The following is a 19,586-nucleotide window of genomic DNA, read 5'->3' on the forward strand; positions in this document are numbered from 1 at the left end:
CGGTAGTTTCTGCACATCGTCGATTCGGAGGAGGGGAGGGGCCATGTCGCGACTGACGCCGGGCGAGTTGAAGGTGATGCGCCTGCTCTGGGAGCACGGCGAGATGAAGCCGGCGGAGCTTCAGGAGAGGTTCCCCGAGCCGATCAAAAACCCCGCGCTGCGGTCGCACCTGACGACCCTGCTGGAGAAGGGGCACGTCACGCGACGGCTGGTGGGGAAGGCGTACTTCTACAAGCCGACGACGCGGCGGAGGTCGGCGTTCCGGACGATGCTGGGCGAGCTGGTCGACGCCTACTGCGGCGGTTCGATGGAGAACCTCGTCCTGAACATCATCCGGTCCGAGAAGCTCAGCGAGGACGACCTGATCGCCCTGCGGAAGCTCGCGGAGGAACAGCCGGACGAGCCGAATCCCAGGGCCGACGAAGGGAGGCGGAAATGAGCGCGACGGCGATGTTCGGCTGGCTCGCGGACGCCCCCTCGGGGCTCCTGCTGGTCCTGAAGGCGACGGCCGTCCTGACGGCGGCGTGGGGCGCGTCGTGGGCCGTTTCGCGACGCAACCCGCGCTGGCGGGTGCTCGCCTGGCGGGCGGCGGCGGTGGGGCTCGTCGCGATCGTCGGCCTGACCTTCGCGCCGCCGCTGTTCCGCTGGCGGGTCGCGCCGCCGGCCCGGACCGCGGTCGAGCGGGTCTCGGCCGCGGCGGTCGCGGAGATGGCGGCGACCTCTTCGGAAACCCCGATCGGATTCCCCTCGGTCGAGGTCGCCGGGCCGATCCGGCCGGCCGCCTCGCCGCCGGCGCCGGTCGCCGCGCCAGTCGTCCCGGCGCGGCCGCCGCTCGCGCCCGGGACCTGGCTGCTCGTCGGCTGGGGCGTCGGATGTACGGTCTTCGTTCTACGCCTCGCGATCGGGGCGTGGCGGCTGTCGCGCGTCGTCCGCCGGGCCGACGCCGCGCCCGAAGCCGTGCAGCAAGCGGCCCGCGCCGCCGCCGAGCGGCTGGGGATGACGAGGCCGGTCCGCGTGGTCGAAACCCGGGCGATCGCGTCGCCGTGCCTGACCGGCGTCGTCCGGCCGGTGATCCTGCTGCCGGCGGGGAGGGGCCTGGACGCCCCCGGGCCCGACCTGGACGCGGTGCTCGTCCACGAGCTGACCCACGTCCGCAACGGCGACCTGTTCTGGAACGACGCGCTTCACCTGGCGTCGATCGTGCTCTGGTTCCACCCGCTCGCCTGGCGGATCCGCGCCGCGCACGCCTCGGCCTGCGACGCCGTCTGCGACGCGGTGGCCGTCGACCAGCTCGGCGACGTCGCGACCTACGCCCGCGCCCTGGCGCGCCTCGCCCTCCAGGCGGCCCACCGCCCCCCCGCCCGGGGCCTCGCCATGGCCCGCGCCGGGGACGTCCGCCGCCGAATCGCCGCGCTGCAACGGATGGTCCACCGCTCCCCCCTCCCCAGGAGTCTCGTCATGCCCGCGCTCCTGCTCTGCACCGCCCTCGCCGCCCTGATCGGCGGCACCGCCGTCCTCCGCGCCCAGGACGAGCCGCCGGCCGCGAAACCCGACGCACCCGCGTCGAAAACGCTCACCGTCCGCGCCCTCGACGCCGAGACGGGCGAGCCGCTGGAGGGGGTGGAGGTCGAGTTCCAGTATTACCTCGGAAGTACTTCCAAATCGGTCGTGACGAAGGTGCTCACGTCGAAGGCGGGCGAGGCTCGCACGGAGTATGATCGGGACGCCTATCTGAGCCGCTTCTCGTTCTCGCTCCGGAAGCCCGGGTTCGTGCCGGCCTTCGTCTCCTGGACGACCCGGCGGCCGATCGTAGTCCCGGACGTGAAGGAACTGAGGCTGGCCCGCGGGAGGGCGCTGGGGGGCGTCGTCTTCGATGCGGCGGGCGCGCCCATCGAGGGGGCGGAGGTGAAGCTGTCCCTCCCCGCCACCGAGTCGGACATCGGACAGTACAACTTCATACTCTCCACCGCCAAGACCGACGCCCGGGGCCGCTGGGGGATCGGCGAGGCACCAGCGGACCTCCGGCGGGTGTCCGGGTGGGTCCAGCATCCCGACTACATCCGGGGGCACGTCGAGGCGCTCGGGTCGGGCGAATCGACGGTGGTGTTGCGGGAGGGGGCGACGGTGACCGGCCGCGTCGTCGGCCCCGACGGCAAGCCCGCGGCCGGGGCGAAAGTGACGCTCGGGGGCGACCGCTTCCGTTCCAACCCGCCGGAGTCGACGACGGACGCGGAAGGTCGTTTCTCCTTGAAGCCCTGCGAACCAGGCGCGGGCTGGGTCTTCGTGGAGGCCCCCGGCTTCGCCCCCGCGATGGCGGACGTCCTGGTGCGTGCGGAGGGGGAGACGCCGCCGGCGACGCTGACGCTGGAGCCGGGCTCCACGCTCCGCGTGCGGGTCGTCGACCGCGAGGGAAAGCCACTGGAGGGCGTCGCGATCGGGGCCGAGTCCTGGCGAGACCGGGGTTTGATCTCGTTCCGGGGTGAGACCGACGCCGAGGGGCGGGTGACCTGGAAGGACGCCCCGCGCGACGCCGTGCAGTTCTCCCTCTATCGCCGCGGCTTGATGGCCGGGCGGAAAATCCCGCTGTCGGCTTCGGACGAGGAGCACGTCGTGACGATGAACCCCGAACTGGCCGCCTCCGGGAGCGTGATCGACGCCGCGACCCGCAAGCCGATCCCGAGATTCCGGGTCATCCAGGGGATCCTCTTCGAAGGTCGTGACGAGATGTACTGGCGGCGAGGCGAGGCGAGCGAGTCGACCGACGGCCGCTACTCGGAGCGCTTCAACGAACCCAATGACGGCGTGCGGGTGCGGATCGAGGCCCCCGGATACAAGCCGGCCGAGTCGCGCGTCTTCCGCGCCGACGAGGGCGCCGTGACGGAGGACTTCGCGCTGGTGCCGCAGGCGGGGCTCGAGGGCGTCGTCCTGGGGCCCGACGGCAAGCCGGCGGCGGGGGCGGAGGTCGCGCTCGGGCTGCCTAACGTCTACGTCGGCCTGGAGGGGGCTTCGTTCGGCCGGGCATACAACACGCCGATCGCGACGACCGACGCCGAGGGCCGCTTCTCGTTCCCCAAGCCGGAGGGCGACTTCCTCGTCGTGGCCGCCGGCGAGGCGGGCTTCGCCGAGGCGACCCCCGCCCAGTTCGCGAAGTCGCCCACGATCCGGCTCGCCCCCTGGGGGCGGATCGAAGGCCGGGTGATGATCGGCAAGAAGCCGGGCGCGGGCGAGCTGGTGACGTATCAGCCCGACCTGAACCAGGACGCCTTGGGGAGGCCGCAGATCAACGTCGGATACAACCCCGAGGTTCGTGCCGACTCGGAAGGGCGCTTCGTCATCGACAAGGTCGTGCCGAAGCCCGGCCGCGTGGGCCGGGTGCTGATCACCAAGCTCACGAAAGGTATGACGTCCCACATGCCGGTCGGGATGAAGGCGGTGGACGTCAAGCCGGGGGAGACGGCGCGGGTCGACCTCGGCGGCGACGGCCGGACCGTCGTCGGCCGAGTAGTCGCCCGAGAGAAGCCGGAAAGGCCGATCGACTGGGGCCGGAACCAGCCGGCGCGGATCATGGCCGAGGCCGGCTTGCTCGGCCGGCTCTTCGGCGGCGGCGTCGACGTCTGGAAGAGTTACGGCGGGAACTTCGATGCGGACGGCCGGTTCCGCGCCGAAGACGTGCCGCCGGGGCGCTACAAGCTGATCGTGTCCGTCGACGCCCCCGCCCGGGCCGGGGCGCGGACGATCGAGGCTCCGCTCGGGAGGGCGACCCACTCCTTCACCGTCCCGGAGGGGGACCAGGACGCGCCGGTCGACATCGGAGAAGTGCCCATCACGCTCGACGCGCCGCAGGATCCCGCCGCCTTTGTCCCTCTACCGAGGATCGTCGTTCCCGGGCCCGTTGAGGCACCTAAGGCTCCCCCCGCCGGGGCCGCCGCGAACGGCGGGCGGAGGCTGCGGGGGAAGGTCTTCGACGAGGAAGGCCGGCCGGTCGCGGGGGCGGTGGCGGTGCTGGGCGCCAACGTCCTAGAGCGGCCCGGCGTACCGGCGGCGACGACCGACGAGGACGGCGAGTTCGTGTTCGAGGGCCCCGAGGTCGGGCCGACTTACGTCACGGTCCAGGCCGGGGGCCACGGCCCCCAGTGGCAGGGGGTCCGCATCGAGGAGGCCGGCGAGTCGCCTCCGGTCGTCATCACGCTGGGCCCGCCGACCACCTTGCGCGTCCGCGTCGTCGACTCTCAGGGCGCCCCGGTGGCCGACGCCCGGGTCGCGGCCCACACGTGGCGCGGTCGTCGCGTCCTCCGGTTCGAAGGGCGGACCGACGCCGAGGGGCGGCTTGTTTGGCCCGACGCCCCGAGGGACGGGGCGACCTACCACGTCTCCAGGGCCGGTTACATGACGAGCCCGGGGATCGACCTCGGGGGAGGCCGTCAGGAATACGTCGTCGAGCTTCGCCCCACGCTGAGGATCTCGGGCAAGGTCGTCGACGCGGCGACGGGCCGGCCGATCCCCCGGTTCACGGTCGTGCCGGGCTACGAGCGAGGCCGGCCCCCGGGGACGTTCTGGTCTCGCGACGACGCGTGGGAGTCGCGCGACGGCGCTTTTTCGCGCGACTTCGGCGTCCCGTACGCCGGCTGGCGGATCCGGATCGAGGCGTCGGGGTACAGGACCGCCTCGTCCAGCGTCGTCGCCGCGGGCGAGGTCGCGGCCGAGCGGGACTTCGCGCTCGAAGTCGAGCCGACCGACGAGGGACTGGTCCTGCTCCCCGACGGCAAGCCCGCCGGCGACGCCCAGGTCGTGATCGTCAAGCGTGGATCGTCGGCCCGCCTGGTCGGGACGAAATTCGACCCGCGGCACTCCCCGAAGATCGGCGCGACGGAGGCGGACGGCCGGTTTCGCCACCCCCGCGCGGACGGTGAATGCCGCGTCTTCGCCGCCTCGCCGGCCGGCTTCGCGGAGCTTTCCGGCGAGGCCTTCGCGGAGGATCGGACCTTGAGGCTCGCCCCCTGGGGACGGGTCGAGGGCCGGGTCCTGATCGGCAGGCGGCCGGGCGCGGGCGAACGGATCGACTACGAGCCCGACCACCAGGCCTACGCCACGCGACTGCCCAGACTGGCGACCGACTATGGGGCGAGGGCCGACGCCGACGGTCGCTTCGTCCTGGACAACGTCATCCCGGGACCGGGCACGCTCTACCGCACGATCGAGACGCCGACCTACGACAACGTCGGGTCGAGCATCGCCTGGCAGGGGCGGATCGAGGCGAAACCGGGGGAGACGACGACCGTGACGATGGGCGGCCAGGGCCGGGCGGTGGTCGGCCGGGTCCGGCTGGAAGGCGGCCCGCCCGGCGAGCCGCCGATCGACTGGCGACAGGTCGGGCCCGTCGAGATGATCCCCGCGGGCGAGGGGGACGACCCGGTGGAGATCGAGAAACTCCAGCGGACCGCCCAGATCCGCCACGCCGCCCCGTTCGACCCGGACGGCCGGTTCCGGATCGACGACGTGGCGCCCGGCCGATACTGGCTGACGGCGTTCCTGCACGGGCCGGTGGAGTTCCGAGACCATCCCATGCCCCGCGTCGACCGCCAGGCCGCCAGGCTGGTCGTGGTGCCGGAGGGGGAAGACTCGGTCCCCGTCGACGCCGGCGAGGTGGCCGCCAGGCCGTCGAAGGGACCGATCGGTGGGCCGCCCGCGCCGGGCTGAGGATTTCGACGAAGCGACATGCGAGAATCTGCACGGAAGTCCATCGACAGGGGACATGCGCGCGCCTAGAATCGACTTGATGTACGGATGTCGGGAAGACGCGCGCAATCCGTCCGTCGGGGAGGGCCACGCATGGGACCTGCGGAGATCGTCGCCAGCCTGCAGCAGCTCTGCGAGGAGCACGGCCCTCGGATCGTCACCGAGCAGATCGTGGTCTGGATCGAGGACGTCGGCGGGTTCGAGTCGGACGCCGAGCTGATCCGGTTCGCCAAGAAGATGAAGGCCCGGCAGTACGCCCGGATGCTCGAATACGACGACGCCGAGAGCGGCCGCCGCATCAAGCGGCTCTGGAGCTTCCGCGACCGTCGCCGGGGCCGCCGGTCGTATACGGACATCACCAAGCTCCCGGACGAGCGGCGTCGCAAGCTCGTCCAGGAGTACATCAAGTTCGCCGGCCAGATGCGGTCGGTGCGGCGGGCGATGACCGACTCGATCGCCGGCCAGAACTTCTTCGACTTCTACGCGGACGAGGACGCCGAGCACGAAGAGGTCGAGCTGCCGGCCGCGACGAAGGCCTGAGTCGCCCGCGTCGCGGCCGGGTCGTGGGCGTTAGGCCGCGCGACGACAGGCGCGGAGGGCCGCCGTCACGAGCAGCCCGATCCCGGCCAGGGCCAGGCTCGACGGCTCCGGCACGGCGGCCGGGGCGGGCGCGAAGTTGATCACGCCCACGCCGGTCAGGTCGAAGCCCGACGAGCCGAACGGCGTGGCGTACGGGTCGTTGACCAGGTTGCCGAGCGAGTCATAGCTCCCGTAGGCCGGGTCGATCGAGCCCACCACGTCGACGATCCGCACGAAGTTGACGTTCCTCACGTCCAGCAGCGGCGAGACGCCGGCCAGCTCCGCCAGGTCGAAGCCCGTGCCGTAGCCGGCGACGTACTTGCCCGCCAGGTTGTCCAGGTCGCGGGCGTCGAGCATCCCGAAGCCGCCGACCTGCGTGCTCGTCTGGGTCAGCGAGGTCGCGGCGAACCGGAAGAAGTTGACGCCGTCGGTCGAGACCTCGACGAACGCCAGCTCCAGGTAGGCCAGGAAGCTCCCGGCCGAGGCGAGGAAGCCGTTCTCGAAGACGGCGAAGTCGGCGCCGGCGCCGTCGGCGATCGGGGCGTCGAAGCCCAGGGTGATCGAGCCGCCGTCGCCGAGCGAGACGAGGCCGCTCGAAGGATCGCCGAGCGCGTTCTCGGGCGTGCCGACGTTGGCGAGCGGCCCGGCGGGATTGGCCGCATTCTGCGGCCCGCGCTCGAAGCCGGCCACCGAGGTCGCCCAGCCCTGGAACAAGGGGCTCGTCGCCGCGATCCCCTTCGATCCGGGCTGGCCGATCTGGGGGTCGAAATCGGCGCGGGCGGGGGCCGAGGCGGCCAGGGCGAGGGTGCCGCACAGGGCGGCCGGGATCATCGAACGAAACGTCGCGAGGCGATTCATCTGCGTTTCCTTTCCTGTCGTCGAATCTCTTGGGGACGCTGGAGCGCGCACCGCCCCCGGTCCCAGGTCGCCACGGTCGCGGCGACGGGTTTCGGGTGGGTGCACGCCCCCCGGGGGCGGTCGGATCGGCGCGGGCTCAGGCTCCTCGGCGGCCGTCGGGCCTCGCTCGGCGCGCGGCGAGGCCGCGGGGTCCCCTGGGCTTCCCGAAGGGGAGGCGCGAGGGGGCGACGGGCGCTGGCCGTGCGGCGACGCGGATCGACGAGGGCGGGGAGTCCAAGGGCGAGCCTTTCCGGGGCCTTTCGGGGGACGGCCTCGCGGAAAGAAAAAGGGCGCGGGCTCGGCCGGCGCACGGAGGGCGCGCGGCGAGACGCCTTTTCCCCCGGATGCTTGAGGCCGAAGCATCGACCGGGTGTCCGAAGGGCCGTATTCTGGCTCGCGAGTCGATCGGCCCCCGGACGCCTTCCCACGGGCCGTCGGCCCGCAGTGGCGTTTCGTCCGGGGACCTCCTCGCTTACAGCGGCGGTCCCGCGCCGGATTCTCACCGGCTTCCTGTCCGACGCCTTCGCGCCGGACGCCCATCGGATTGGCCGGACTTTACCCCGCGCGGCCTGGGCTCCGCAAGGCCACGCCCCCTAGAATGCTCGGGGACCTCGTCGCGATCGAGGAGGCGCTGCCATCCCCGGCGGCCGTCTGGTAACGTGGGGCGATCGACTTCGAGGAAGGAGCTGCCATGGTTCACGGGACGTTCATCGTGCTGGCGACGCTCGTCGCCCAGGCGGGCGGCGGGGCCGACGGGGACGAGGCGAGGCGGCTCATCGCGAGCGGCCGGTACGCCGAGGCGGACGAAGCCTACGAGGCGCTGGCGGAGGCGGCCGGCAAGAAGCCCGACGGCCTCACGCCCGAACTGGAGCGGACGATCGCGCTCGGCCGGGCCGAGGCCAAGGCCGCCCAGGGGGAATCCGACGAGGCGGTGAAGCTCCTGGAGGCCGCCGAGGCCAAGGGGCCGAAGTCGGCGAAGGTCCCCGCGAAGCTCGCCGAACTGCACTTCCTGCGGGGCCGCTGGGAGGCCGCCGACGAGGCCGTCGCCCGCGCCCTGGCGATCGACGGCGACGACCTGCTCGCCCGCTGGATCGCGGTCCGGCTGCTGGAGTCGCGCGGCGAGCTGGAGAAGGCGGTCGACGCCTGCAAGTGGTTCGTCGACCGCTACAACGCCCGCCGCGACGACGTGGCGAAGGACGCCGAGGCCCTCGTGCTGATCGGCCAGGCCGCCGAGCGCTACTACCGGGCGTCGGCCCGGGGCGAGGAGCTGGCCGAGTCGCTGAACGACGTGATCAACGAGATCTACGAAGGAGCCCTGCGGGCCGACCCGACCTGCTGGAAGGCCCCCTGGCTCGAAGGCCGGCTGTTCCTGGCCGGCTATAACGAGCGGGCCGCGTCGAAGGAGCTGGCGCGGGCCTCGCAGCTCAACCCGCTCGCGCCCGAGGTGCTGGTGACGCTGGGCCAGGCCGATTTGCAGGGCTACCGCCTGGCCTCGGGCCGGGCCAAGGCCGAGCGCGCCCTGGCGGTGAACCCGAACTACGGCCCGGCGCACGTCCTGATCGCCGACCTGAACATCTCCGACGAGCGGTTCCTCGACGCCCTCGAAGCGGCGAAGAAGGCCGTCGCCGCGAACCCCCGCGACGAGGACGCGCTGGCGCGCCTCGCGGCCTCGTGCCGCCTGCTGGTCGACCCGGCGGGCGCCGCCCTGGCCGAGCTGACCGCGTACGCGAACAACCCCCGCCCGGCGAACTTCCACGCGGCGCTCGCCGAGCGCCTGGCCGACCGCCGCAAGTACTTCACCGCCGAGCGCGCGTTCCTGCTCGCCGCCCAGGCCGACCCCGGCCGCGCCGACGTCCCCATCGGCCTGGGGATGCTCTACATGCAGATCGGTCGCGAGGACGAGGCGTCGAGCCTGTTCAACGCCGCCTTCGCCGCCGACCCGTTCAACGTCCGCGCCGACAACATGATGAAGGTGCTCAAGCACATGAGCACCTACAAGGCGCTCGAGACCGACCACTTCATCACCACCTACGTCCCCGGCCAGGACGACCTGCTGGCGCGTTACATGTCGGGCTACCTCGAATCGGTCATGCCCGAGCTGACCGCCATGTTCGGCTACACGCCGCCGAGCCGGACGAAGATCGAGATCATGAAGGACCACCAGTGGTTCAGCGGCCGGACGATCGCCCTGCCTTTCATCCCCACGGTCGGCGCCTGCACCGGCAAGGTCGTCGCGATGGCCAGCCCCCGGTCCACCAACAAGCCGTACAACTGGGCGCGGGTGATCAAGCACGAGTTCGTCCACGTCGTGACCCTGCAGCAGACCGAGTTCAACATCCCCCACTGGTACACCGAGGCCCTGGCCGTCGAGAGCGAAGGGGGGCCCCGGCCGCAGGAGTGGAACAAGCTGCTGCTGGACCGCGTCCCCTCGCGCAAGAAGCTGCTGAACCTGGACAACATCAACCTCGGCTTCATCCGCCCCGACGAGGCCGACGACCGCCAGATGGCCTACTGCCAGGCCCAGCTCTACGCCCAGTACATGGCCAAGAGGTTCGGCCCCGACGCCCAGATCAAGATGCTCGCCGCCTACCGCCGCGGCCTCTCGACCGATCGCGCGATCCAGGAGTGCTTCCACGTCGACAAGGAGGACTTCGAGAAGCAGTACCTCGCCCACCTCGACGAGGTAGTGAAGTCGATCCGGACCCGCGTCGACGCCGAGGAGCCGATCAAGTTCTCGCAGCTCGAACGCGAGCTGAAGGCCAAGCCCGACGACGCCGACCTGAACGCCAAGATGGCCTACGAGCACTTCGCCCGCCGCGACCTCAAGGCCGCGCGGCCGCTCGCCGACAAGGCGCTGAAGCTCAAGGAACACCACCCGCTCGCCAGCTACGTCAAGGCCCGGCTGCTGACCTCGATCGGCGACGACGACGCGGCGCTCGCGCTGCTGGAGCCGGCCCTCGACCCCGAGCACCCCGACGAGCGCGTCGTCGACCTCCTGGGCGAATTGACGCTCAAGGCCGGGCGGCTGGAGGAGGCCGAGCGGCTCTACGAGATGGCGCGCAAGGACGACCCCCAGCGCACCAAGTGGATCGCCAACCTGGCGCGGGTCCACCTGCGGCAGAAGCGGCCCGACGCGTTCCTCGCCGACCTGGCGCAGATCGCCGAGAACGACGCCGACAACCTCTCCGTCCGCACCAACCTCGCCGAGCGCTGGCTGGCCGCCGGCGACGCCTCCGAGGCCGAGAAGTGGGCGCGCGAGTGCCTGTACGTGGACGTCTACAGCCCGACCTCGCACGTCCTCCTGGCCGACGCCCTGGCGATCGCCAAGAAGTACGCCGAGGCCGTCGAGGAATACCGCGTCGCGCTGGAGCTGAAGCCCAAGAAGCCGGCCGACATCAAGGTGAAGCTCGCCCGCGTCCAGATCGACATGGGCCGAAAGGACGAGGCCCGGGCCACCCTCGACGAGGTGCTCAAGGCCGACCCGGAACATCCCGAGGCCAAGGCGCTCCGCGACGAGGCGGGCGGCGGGACGGCCGGCTGATCTTCTGCAGGAGGCTGCCATGACCCTCTCCGCCCCTCGGCTCCTCGCATCCCTGCTGGCGGCCGCGCTGGCCGCCGGCCCCGTCCGGGCCCAGCCGACGCCCCCGCCGCCGACGATCCCCGACGGGCTCGGCGTGAACATCCACTTCACCGACGCGGCCCCCGGCGAGATGGAGCGGTTCGCCGAGGCGGGCTTCCGGTGGGCCCGGATGGACTTCTTCTGGCAGGGGATCGAACGCGAGCCGGGGAAGTACGACTTCTCGGCCTACGACCGGCTGCTGGGGCACCTCGACAAAGTCGGCGCCCGCGCCTACTTCATCCTCGACTACAGCCATCCCCGGTACGACGACGGCCTCTCGCCGCACACCCCCGAGGGCTGCGCGGCCTTCGCACGGTTCGCAGGGGCTGCGGCCGCCCACTTCAAAGGCCGGGGGGTGATCTGGGAGATCTGGAACGAGCCCAACATCAGCTTCTGGAAGCCCGAGCCCAACGTCGACGACTACGCCAAGCTCGCGCTGGAGACGGCGAAGGCGATCCGCGCGGCCGACCCGAAGGCGTTCGTCGCGGCCCCGGCCTCGTCGGGCTTCCCCTGGGAGTTCTTCGAGAGGCTGTTCGCGACGGGCCTGCTCGATCACGTCGACGCCGTGTCGGTCCACCCCTACCGCGAGAGCCACCCCGAGACCGCCGCCGAGGACTACGGCCGGCTCGCCGCGATGATCGCCCGATCCGCGCCGCCGAGGCGAGCGCTGCCGATCCTCTCGGGCGAGTGGGGCTACTCCACGGCCGAGAAGCGGTTCAGCGAGGCCGAGCAGGCCCGCTACCTCGTCCGCCAGTACCTCTCGAACCTCGCCAACGGCGTCGACCTCTCGATCTTCTACGACTGGAAGGACGACGGCCCCGACCCGAAGGAGAACGAGCACCGGTTCGGGACCGTCCGGCAGGACCTGACGCCCAAGCCCTCGTTCCTCGCGGCGAAGGAGCTGATCCGGAAGCTGCGCGGCTACTCGTACCGGCACCGACTCCTCGGGTCGGGCTCCGCCGAGTGGAGGTTGCTGTTCCAGCAGGAAGACGGCCCGCTGGCGATCGTGTCGTGGACGACCGACGCGGCCGATCCCGAGTCCGCCCGAACGCCCGCGATCCGCCTGGTGAAGGACTCCGATCCGGAAGCGGCCGACCTCCGCACCCTGGCCGCTATCCGGATGAGGCCGGGGCCTCGCGTGGAGGGTGCGGGCGTCGAGCCGAGACTCGACTTCCTGCTGGCGGCCGGCGTCTCGGGCGCGAAGGACCTCACGCTCCGGATCGCGGGACGTCCCCGGATCATCGATTTCTCATGGGAGATGGTCGACGGAGTCAGGATGGCGTCCTACATGCTCCCGCAGGAATCGCGGCGGGCGGCCCACCGCGAAATCGCCCTCGAATTCCTTTACAAGGGGAAGCCGCTGCCGGCGATCGCCCCGCTCCAGTTCTGGCGGATCGACCCGCTGACCCTGGCGATCGCCCCGCGCGGCGAGGCGTTCGAAGCCTCGATCGCCAACCCGGCCCGGCGGGCGTTCCACGGCCGGCTGGTCGCGAAGGGGCCGGACGGCGCGGAGGCGGCATCGGCCGGGGTGGCGATCCAGGCCGGCGAGGCGGAAGCTCGCGTGAGCCTGGCGACGAAGTCCCGGGACGTCGACCTCGTCCTGCTGGATGCGGACGGCCGCGAGGTCGTCGAGCCGGTGTCGGGGCGTTTCGAGCCGATCCGGGGGGCAAGCGGCGGCGACCTCCTCGACGTCCTGCACGCGGTGCTGCACGTCGAGAACGCCCCGACGCCCGCCACCCCGCTGACGGCTTCGAAGGTGGAGGCCGACGGCCGGGAGGGGCGGGCCGTCGCGATCGGCTTCGCCTTCGACCCGGGCTGGCGGTATCTCACCGTCCAGCCCCGCGAGGCCCTGCCGATCCCGGAGGAAGCGGTGGAGGCCCTGTTCTGGATCAAGGGGGATCGCTCGAACGCGTACGTCCGCTGCCGGTTCCGGGATGCGTCCGGGCAGCCGTTCCAGCCCGACCTGGGGCGGCTGGACTTCGAAGGCTGGCAACTCGTCCGCGTCCCGCTCGACGGCTCGGCCCCCGGGGGCCGTTGGGGGGGCGCCGGCGACGGCGTCCCCCACGGCCCGCTGAGCTGGGAGGCCGTCCTCCTGCTCGACTCGCCGGACCGCGAGAAGGGGGGGGCGGGCTCGGTCTCGCTGGCCTCCCCCTCCTACCGCCTGGGGCGATGAGCGGGCGCGTGCTCAGACCTCCTCGGGGGGCTCGCCGCCGTCGCCGTGGTGCAGCAGCCATCGGACGTACCAAGCGAGGAAAAGCGACAGGACCGCCGGGAAGGCGAAGCCCTCGTGCGTCACGAACGGGAAGACCAGGACGGCGATCATCGAGCCGCCGGTGAAGGCGACGATGATCTTGGTCCGCAGCCAGTTCGCCAGGACGAGCGGCCTCCGGCGCTCGTCGTCGCGGGGCAGGGTCCAGATCTTCGCGGCGGTGAGGCCCAGGTCCGTGGTCGGGCCGGTGAGATGGGTGGTCCTGACCTGCCCCGACGTCAGCCCGGTGAACAGGCCGTTCTGCAGGCCGCAGGCGAAGCAGAGGGCGAACAGCAGGAAGACGTCGCCCTGGAGTTCGAGCGGCTCGCCGAACTGGCCGAGGTATCCCGAGATCTCCGCCAGCCAGATCACGACGTTCGCGAGGGCCAGAGTGAGGATGCCGCGCTCCACGAGCGGCTCGACGCCGAGCAGAAGCCGGCGGTCGACGAGCCATCCGGCGTAGACCGCCCCCATGCAAAAGAAGGCCGGTGCGAGGGCCATCTCGAAGAAGATGAGGTAGTCCCGTTGTCCCAGGGCGACCCCCGCGTAGGTGCCGTAACCCGTGACGTGCGAGACGAAACGGCCGCAGGCCAGGAAGCCCCCGGCGTTCATGAAGCCGGCCTGGAACGCCAGGCTGAGCCAGAGGAACTGATTGCGGCGGCCGAAGACGTTCTTGAAGACGTCCGTTCTCATCGAGATGATCCTGCCTTCTGGTCGCGGAGATTTAGGGGTTTTCATAATTCCATGCATCTGGAGCGGATCAGTCTATCATTGATAGAATCGATCGTCAGCCGCGGTCGGCCCGGACGGCGCCGCGGGGGCAGGGACGCATCGAGACGCCAGGCCCCGGGGCGGGGCCGCCCAAGAGGATCATCGAGGCCGTGAGATTCCGCGACAAGGAAATGCTGTTCTGGGTGGAGGTGTTCGGCATCCAGGGGTCGGCGATGCCGCTGACCCTGCTCCGGGTGTTCGCCTTCGGGGCGTTCGCGACCCTCGTCACGGCGCTGCACTTCAGCGACCACTTCATCGACGGCCTGCACATGGGCGTGGGCCCGCACGAGGTCGCGGGCGCCGCCCTGGGCCTCTTGCTGGTGCTCCGCACCAACGCCGGCTACGAGCGCTGGTGGGAGGCCCGGAAGCTCTGGGGGGGGATCGTCAACCAGTCGCGGAACATCGCGATCGAGGCGCTGGCGTACGGCCCGGCCGAGCGCGGCTGGCGCGAGCAGTTCGTCCGCTGGTCGGCGGCCCTGCCGCACGCCATCCGGCTGAGCCTGCGCGACCAGCGGCACAGCTCGTCGCTGGTCGCCCTGCTGGGGCGCGAGCCCGCCGACCGACTCTTCGCGTCGCATCACATGCCGAACGCCGTCGCCCTGCACCTGGCCAACCTCCTGCGGGAGGCTCACGAGAGGCTGGGGATGAGCGCGTTCGCCTTCCATCAGGCGGAGAACCAGCGTGCGATCCTGATCGACCACATGGGCGCCTGCGAGCGGATCCGCTCGTCGCCGCTGCCCCTGGCGTATCGGATCGAGATCCGCCGGTTCATCATGCTGTTCCTGGTGACGCTGCCGTTCGCGCTGCTGGACGACGCCGGCTGGCTCACGCCGCTCGTGACCATGCTCGTCGCCGCCCCGGTGCTGGCCCTGGACAAGATCGGCACGGAGTTGCAGTTCCCGTTCTCGGAGACGAGCCTCAACCACCTGCCGTTGGACCAGCTCTGCCATAAGATCGAGACCGACCTGCTGGCGATGCTCGACCGCGGCGACACCCTGTCTCCGGCCGCCCCCGATTCCCGCGCCCGCGAGGACGGCCTGCCCGGCCCTTCGCCGGCGCTCCTGCGGACCAAGGCGTCCTGAACCGAACGCCGCGCCCACTCCCCCAGGGCCCGCACGACGGCGACCGTCCCCCTTGCAAAATCGCGGGCGGGCGGTCACGATGGACCCTGCCTTTTGCGATCCGACCTGCACCATCCCGCCCGATATCCGGAGTCGCTCGAAACCGCCGCCGGGGCCGGAAGGCCGCTGGTCGCGCCCGGCTTTCGAGCGATCCGCCCGATCCCCCATGCATGCATCGAGGACGCCCTCACGTCGAAGGGGCGAGGCGACCATGGCGACCGCCTGCGAGAGCGACTCGGATCAGGGCTCGGGCGGCCGCCCCCCGACCGGAGGGACGGGCGACGCGACGTCCCCCGCCCCCTCGTCGTTCGGCGACTATGAGATCGTGCGCGAGGTCGGCCGGGGGGGCATGGGCGTGGTCTACGAGGCCTGGCAGGTCTCGCTCGGCCGCCGGGTCGCCCTGAAGGTCCTGTCGATGGGGCTGAGGGACGCCAAGCGTCGGCGGCGGTTCGAGCGCGAGGCGAGGGCCGCCGGGCGGCTCCACCACACCAACATCGTGCCGGTCTTCGGGGTGGGCGAGTACGAGGGGACGCCTTACTACGTCATGCAGTTCATCTCCGGGGTGGGGCTGGACGCGGTCCTCGACGCCTCGCGGCGGCCGCCGTCCCGGCTGGACGCGACGGAGCCCCTGGACGATCCGTCCCGGTCCCCGGGGGGCGGGAACGGTCGCGGTCGCGGTCGCGGTCGCGACGAGGGTCGGGGCGTCGAGCCCGACGATACGGCCGAGGGGGCCCCGCCGGTCGACACCCAGATCGACGCGGGCGGCGACCGGTCGTTCCTGGCGGTCGCCCGCTCGCTGATGGGGCGGGGGCATACCGAGTGCGACGGCGCCGACGACGGCTCCGGGCCGGCCGACGGGCCCTCGGACCCCTCGGAAGCCGACGGGCCGCCCCCCGCGGAGGCGGAGGCGGGCGAGCGGGAGACCGAGCCGGAGGTCGGCCGGGACCACTGGAAATGGGTCGCCCGCCTGGGCGTGCAGGCGGCGGGGGGGCTGGATTACGCCCACTCGCAGGGGATCCTCCACCGCGACGTGAAGCCGTCGAACCTGATGCTGGACGAGCGCGGGACCGTCTGGGTGACCGATTTCGGGCTGGCGAAGTGGGACGACCCCCAGGACCTCACGCAGAGCGGGGACGTGGTGGGGACGCTCCGCTACCTCTCCCCCGAGGCGTTCGACGGCAAGTGCGACGCGAGGTCCGACGTCTACGGGATGGGGCTCACCCTGTATGAGCTGCTGGCGCGTCGGCCCGCGTTCGACGAGCGCGAGCGGGCCCGGCTGATCCGCCAGGTGACGGAAGCCTCGCCGCCCCGCCTGCGGAAGCTCGACCCCCGGATCCCGCTCGACCTGGCGACCGTCGTCGAGAAGGCGATCGAGAAGGCCCCGGAGAGCCGCTACCCGACGGCCGCCGCGTTCGGGGCGGACCTCCGGCGGTTCCTGGACGACCTCCCCGTCCTGGCGCGGCGGGCCTCGCCGGTCGAACGCTACTGGCGATGGGCGCGGCGGAACCCGACGATCGCGATCCTGGGAGGCGTGCTGACGGCGCTCCTGCTGCTGATGACCGTCGGCTCGCTGATGGTCGCGCGGCAGTTCCGCGACCGGGCCGACGAGGCGAATCGGCTGGCCGAGACGGCGAGCCAGCTGGCCGCCCAGAGCGAGGCCCGGAGCCTCGAGGCCAAGGCCGCCCAGGAGCAGGAGGCCGGGGCCCGCCGCCTCGCCCAGCGGACCCTGGAGGACCTGAACGAGACCCAGGCGGCGCTCGACGAGACCCTCTACGCCACCCGCTCGAATCTCGCGTCGTCCGCCTGGGAGGGGGACGAGTACGGGGACTTCCGCACCCAGCTGGATCTGATGCGCCCCGGCCCCGACGAGCCCGACCGCCGCGGCTGGGAGTGGCGCTATCTCCGGGGGCTGGACGGCCAGGAGCGGCTGGCGGTCAAGACCCCCGGCGAGCGGCTCGTCGCGACGGCGATCTCCCCCGCTGGGGGCGACTTCGCCACGCTCTCTATGGAGGGCGCGATCCGGACCTGGGGCCTGGACGACGGCCGCGAGCGGCGGTCCTTCCAGCAGCCGTCGACCGACCGACGTCCGGCCGACCTGCGCTCGGGGGTCCATGCGCTCGCCTACAGCGCGGACGGGAAGCGGCTCGCCGGGCCGGCCCCCGGAGGGGAGTTCGCGGTGGGGGTCTACGACGTCGCGTCCGGCACCCTCCAGCAAACCCTGGACGTCGACCGGCGCGCCGTCCTGAGCCTCGCCTGGACGCCCGACGGGAAGCGCCTTGCCGCCGCCTGCTCCGACCACGTCGTCCGGATCTGGGACGCCGAGACCGGCGCGGAGCGGCCGTGGCCCCCCGGCGGCCACGAAGGGCCGATCTCGGCGATCGACGTCAGCCGGGACGGCCGCTTCGCCGTCACGGCCGGGCTCGACGGCCGGGTCAAGATCTGGGACCTCGCCGGACGATCGGGCGTCGTCCACCAGCTCGACGATCACGAGGGGGAGGTGCGGGTCGCGGCCTTCAGCCCGGACGGCGCGAGGCTCGTCACCGCGGGGCTCGACGGCACCGTCCGCTTCTGGGACGTCGCCACCGGGACCTCGGTGATGGTGATCCAGGCGCACCAGGGGGGCGTCCTCTGCCTGGCCTACCCGCCGACCGGGGGCTGGGTGGCGTCCGGGGGCAACGACGACGCGATCCGGATCTGGGACGCCGCCTCGGGCCGCCTCCTGCGCAAGTTCCTCGGCCACACCGGGGGTGTGCGCGGGCTGGCGGCGAGCCCGGACGGCCGGGCCCTGGTCTCGGTCTCGACCGAAGGGGTGGCGAGGGTCTGGGACCCGTCGAGCCCGCCCCGCCCGTTGACGCTCAAGGACGCCCCGGTGCGCCGCTTCGGCGGCTCGGCCGGCTGCCTGGCGATGACCGACGACGGCCGGTTCCTGGCCTCCGGGCACGACGACGACGTGATCCGCCTCTGGGAAGTCGGCTCGGGCCGCCTCGTCCGCCAGCTCAAGGGGCTTGCGTCTCGGGCCCGGTCCCTGAGCTTCAGCCCGGACGGGATGCGGCTCGCCTCGTCCTCGGGGGACCCCGAAAAGCCCCCCGAGCAGAGGGGCTCCGTGACCATCTGGGACGTGGCGACCGGCCGGTCGATCCGCGAGTACCGGGGGCACGGCGAGGTGGTCGACGCGGTCGTCTACCTCGGCGTCGGCGCCCTGGTCGCCTCCGGCGGCGGGAACGGCAAGATCCACGTCTGGGACTCCGAGACCGGCGAGCTGGCGCGGGTCCTGGAGGGCCACGAGGACGCGGTCCGCCGGCTCGCGCTGAGCCGGGACGGCCGGCGGCTGGCCTCGGGTTCCAGCGACCGGTCCGCGATCGTCTGGGACCTCGCCTCGGGGAAGGTGGCCGCCCGGCTCTCGACCGAGGGAGATGTCCTTGCCCTGACGTTCGACGAGACCGGGGACGCCCTCGCGACGGCCTCGCACGGAGGCCCGGTCAGGCTCTGGGACCTGACGGACCCCGGCGTCTCGCGGCCCCTCGACGGCCATCTCGGCGACGTCCTCGGCCTGAGCTTCACCCCGGACGGGCGGCTGGCGACCGCCGGGATCGACAAGGCCGTATGCCTCTGGGATCGGGAAGGCGGCCGGAAGCTGCTCAGCCTCCGAGGCCACGCCGCGCCGGTGATCGCCCTGTGCGTAAGCCGCGACGGCGGCGTCCTGGCCTCGGCCAGCCTCGATCGGACCATCAAGCTCTGGGCCGCCCCCCCCGCCGAATGAGCAAGCGAGGCCGAGCGACCCGCCCTCATCAGCGGCGGAAGTACAGCGCGGCCGCGGCGATCGCGGCCGCGAGGGTCGCGAGCAGGGCCGCGGCGCGGAGCGGCCGGAGCCGGACCCCTTCGCGGACGATGGTCCGGAGGATCCGACGGCCGTCGCGGAAGGCCCGGAGCTTGCTCTCGGTCCCGGCGATCCGGGGGTGGTACGGCACGTCGATTTCCAGAGTCGGGAACCGGCCGGCGGTCGCCGCGACGGCCAGCTCGGTCTCGATCTCGAACCCCTCGGAGCGGAGGTCGGCCGACTCGACGAACCACCGGCTGAACGCGCGATAGCCGGAGAGCAGGTCGCCGGTCCCGGGACCGATCAGGACGCGGAAGGCCCCCCGGATCAGGAAGTTCCCCAGCGCCCGCACCGGGGCCATCGCCTGCGCGCCCGGCACCGGCCGCCGCGCCCCTACGGTCATGGCGGCGCGGCCGTCCAGCACCGGCGCGATCAGCTCGCGGACGTGGTCCGCCGGGTAGGTGCCGTCGCCGTCGGCCATGACCACCACGTCGTAGCCGCGCAGGGCCGCGAACGCCGCGCGGACGGCGAAGCCCTTGCCCCGGTCGGGGACGGGGACGACGCGCGCGCCGTGGGCGGCGGCGATCGCGGCCGTGTCGTCGTCGGACGCGTTGTCGAAGACCACCACCTCGGCGCCCGGCAGGTGCTCGCGGAAGTCGTCGACCACGCGGCCGACGGCGGCGGCCTCGTTATAGCAGGGGATGGCGACGGCGATCGTCGCCGATCGCCCCGGTTCTTCGGATGCTGGCGCTGTCACGGGGTGCGGTCCCGACTCGTTCGTGGACGCGGTTGGGGGGC

At 72.3% G+C, this 19,586-nt stretch carries 10 protein-coding genes and 1 riboswitch; of the genes, 7 read left to right on the forward strand and 3 right to left on the reverse strand.

All coding sequences use genetic code 11. The features are described 5' to 3' along the window. Positions 1-43: 43 nt before the first annotated feature. The 3 genes from G6O68_RS13875 (at position 44) to G6O68_RS13885 (ending at position 6,276) form a co-directional block, all read left to right on the forward strand. Positions 44-439, forward strand: coding sequence for a BlaI/MecI/CopY family transcriptional regulator (locus G6O68_RS13875; RefSeq protein WP_165248720.1), 396 nt, complete (start codon positions 44-46; stop codon positions 437-439). Then, on the forward strand, positions 436-5,697 hold the full coding sequence (locus G6O68_RS13880; protein ID WP_165248722.1) for a M56 family metallopeptidase: 5,262 nt from the start codon (positions 436-438) through the stop codon (positions 5,695-5,697). The genes G6O68_RS13875 and G6O68_RS13880 overlap by 4 nt, the downstream gene beginning before the upstream one ends. Before the next feature lie 132 nt (positions 5,698-5,829). Next, positions 5,830-6,276 carry a hypothetical protein gene (locus G6O68_RS13885; RefSeq protein ID WP_165248724.1) on the forward strand — a complete coding sequence of 149 codons (447 nt, stop codon included), beginning with the start codon at positions 5,830-5,832 and terminating at the stop codon, positions 6,274-6,276. Between the two features lie 30 nt (positions 6,277-6,306). Here the strand turns inward: G6O68_RS13885 and G6O68_RS13890 are convergent, their stop codons facing one another. Continuing rightward, positions 6,307-7,173 (reverse strand): PEP-CTERM sorting domain-containing protein, encoded by an 867-nt coding sequence (locus G6O68_RS13890; protein WP_206108092.1) that lies wholly within the window; start codon positions 7,171-7,173, stop codon positions 6,307-6,309. Between the two features lie 423 nt (positions 7,174-7,596). After that, a riboswitch (cobalamin riboswitch) is annotated at positions 7,597-7,723 on the reverse strand. Positions 7,724-7,903: 180 nt separating this feature from the next. Here G6O68_RS13890 and G6O68_RS13895 point away from each other — a divergent pair. Next, positions 7,904-10,753 (forward strand): tetratricopeptide repeat protein, encoded by a 2,850-nt coding sequence (locus tag G6O68_RS13895; protein ID WP_165248728.1) that lies wholly within the window; start codon positions 7,904-7,906, stop codon positions 10,751-10,753. Between the two features lie 19 nt (positions 10,754-10,772). Then, positions 10,773-13,004 carry a cellulase family glycosylhydrolase gene (locus G6O68_RS13900; protein WP_165248730.1) on the forward strand — a complete coding sequence of 744 codons (2,232 nt, stop codon included), beginning with the start codon at positions 10,773-10,775 and terminating at the stop codon, positions 13,002-13,004. Between the two features lie 12 nt (positions 13,005-13,016). On the opposite strand, the gene G6O68_RS13905 is transcribed toward G6O68_RS13900, so the two are convergent. Then, entirely contained in the window at positions 13,017-13,772 is a 756-nt protein-coding gene (locus tag G6O68_RS13905) for a YoaK family protein (protein ID WP_165248732.1), read from the reverse strand. A gap of 188 nt (positions 13,773-13,960) precedes the next feature. Between G6O68_RS13905 and G6O68_RS13910 the strand changes: the two genes are divergently transcribed. Both G6O68_RS13910 and G6O68_RS13915 read left to right on the forward strand, forming a co-directional pair. Next, positions 13,961-14,932 carry a bestrophin family protein gene (locus tag G6O68_RS13910; RefSeq protein ID WP_206108093.1) on the forward strand — a complete coding sequence of 324 codons (972 nt, stop codon included), beginning with the start codon at positions 13,961-13,963 and terminating at the stop codon, positions 14,930-14,932. Positions 14,933-15,182: 250 nt separating this feature from the next. Beyond that, positions 15,183-18,731 (forward strand): protein kinase domain-containing protein, encoded by a 3,549-nt coding sequence (locus G6O68_RS13915; protein ID WP_240911174.1) that lies wholly within the window; start codon positions 15,183-15,185, stop codon positions 18,729-18,731. Positions 18,732-18,759: 28 nt separating this feature from the next. Here the strand turns inward: G6O68_RS13915 and G6O68_RS13920 are convergent, their stop codons facing one another. After that, positions 18,760-19,545: a glycosyltransferase gene (locus tag G6O68_RS13920; RefSeq protein ID WP_240911175.1), complete on the reverse strand. Its 786-nt coding sequence runs from the start codon at positions 19,543-19,545 to the stop codon at positions 18,760-18,762. Between the last annotated feature and the right edge of the window lie 41 nt (positions 19,546-19,586).

It is taken from the genome of Paludisphaera soli, from assembly GCF_011064595.1.
GTDB classification, from domain to species: domain Bacteria; phylum Planctomycetota; class Planctomycetia; order Isosphaerales; family Isosphaeraceae; genus Paludisphaera; species Paludisphaera soli.

Coding starts and splice junctions, on each gene's coding strand:
- G6O68_RS13915 (WP_240911174.1), top strand. CDS start 15,183: ATGGCGACCGCCTGCGAGAGCGACTCGGATCAGGGCTCGGGCGGCCGC.
- G6O68_RS13880 (WP_165248722.1), top strand. CDS start 436: ATGAGCGCGACGGCGATGTTCGGCTGGCTCGCGGACGCCCCCTCGGGG.
- G6O68_RS13900 (WP_165248730.1), top strand. CDS start 10,773: ATGACCCTCTCCGCCCCTCGGCTCCTCGCATCCCTGCTGGCGGCCGCG.
- G6O68_RS13875 (WP_165248720.1), top strand. CDS start 44: ATGTCGCGACTGACGCCGGGCGAGTTGAAGGTGATGCGCCTGCTCTGG.
- G6O68_RS13895 (WP_165248728.1), top strand. CDS start 7,904: ATGGTTCACGGGACGTTCATCGTGCTGGCGACGCTCGTCGCCCAGGCG.
- G6O68_RS13905 (WP_165248732.1), bottom strand. CDS start 13,772: ATGAGAACGGACGTCTTCAAGAACGTCTTCGGCCGCCGCAATCAGTTC.
- G6O68_RS13885 (WP_165248724.1), top strand. CDS start 5,830: ATGGGACCTGCGGAGATCGTCGCCAGCCTGCAGCAGCTCTGCGAGGAG.
- G6O68_RS13890 (WP_206108092.1), bottom strand. CDS start 7,173: ATGAATCGCCTCGCGACGTTTCGTTCGATGATCCCGGCCGCCCTGTGC.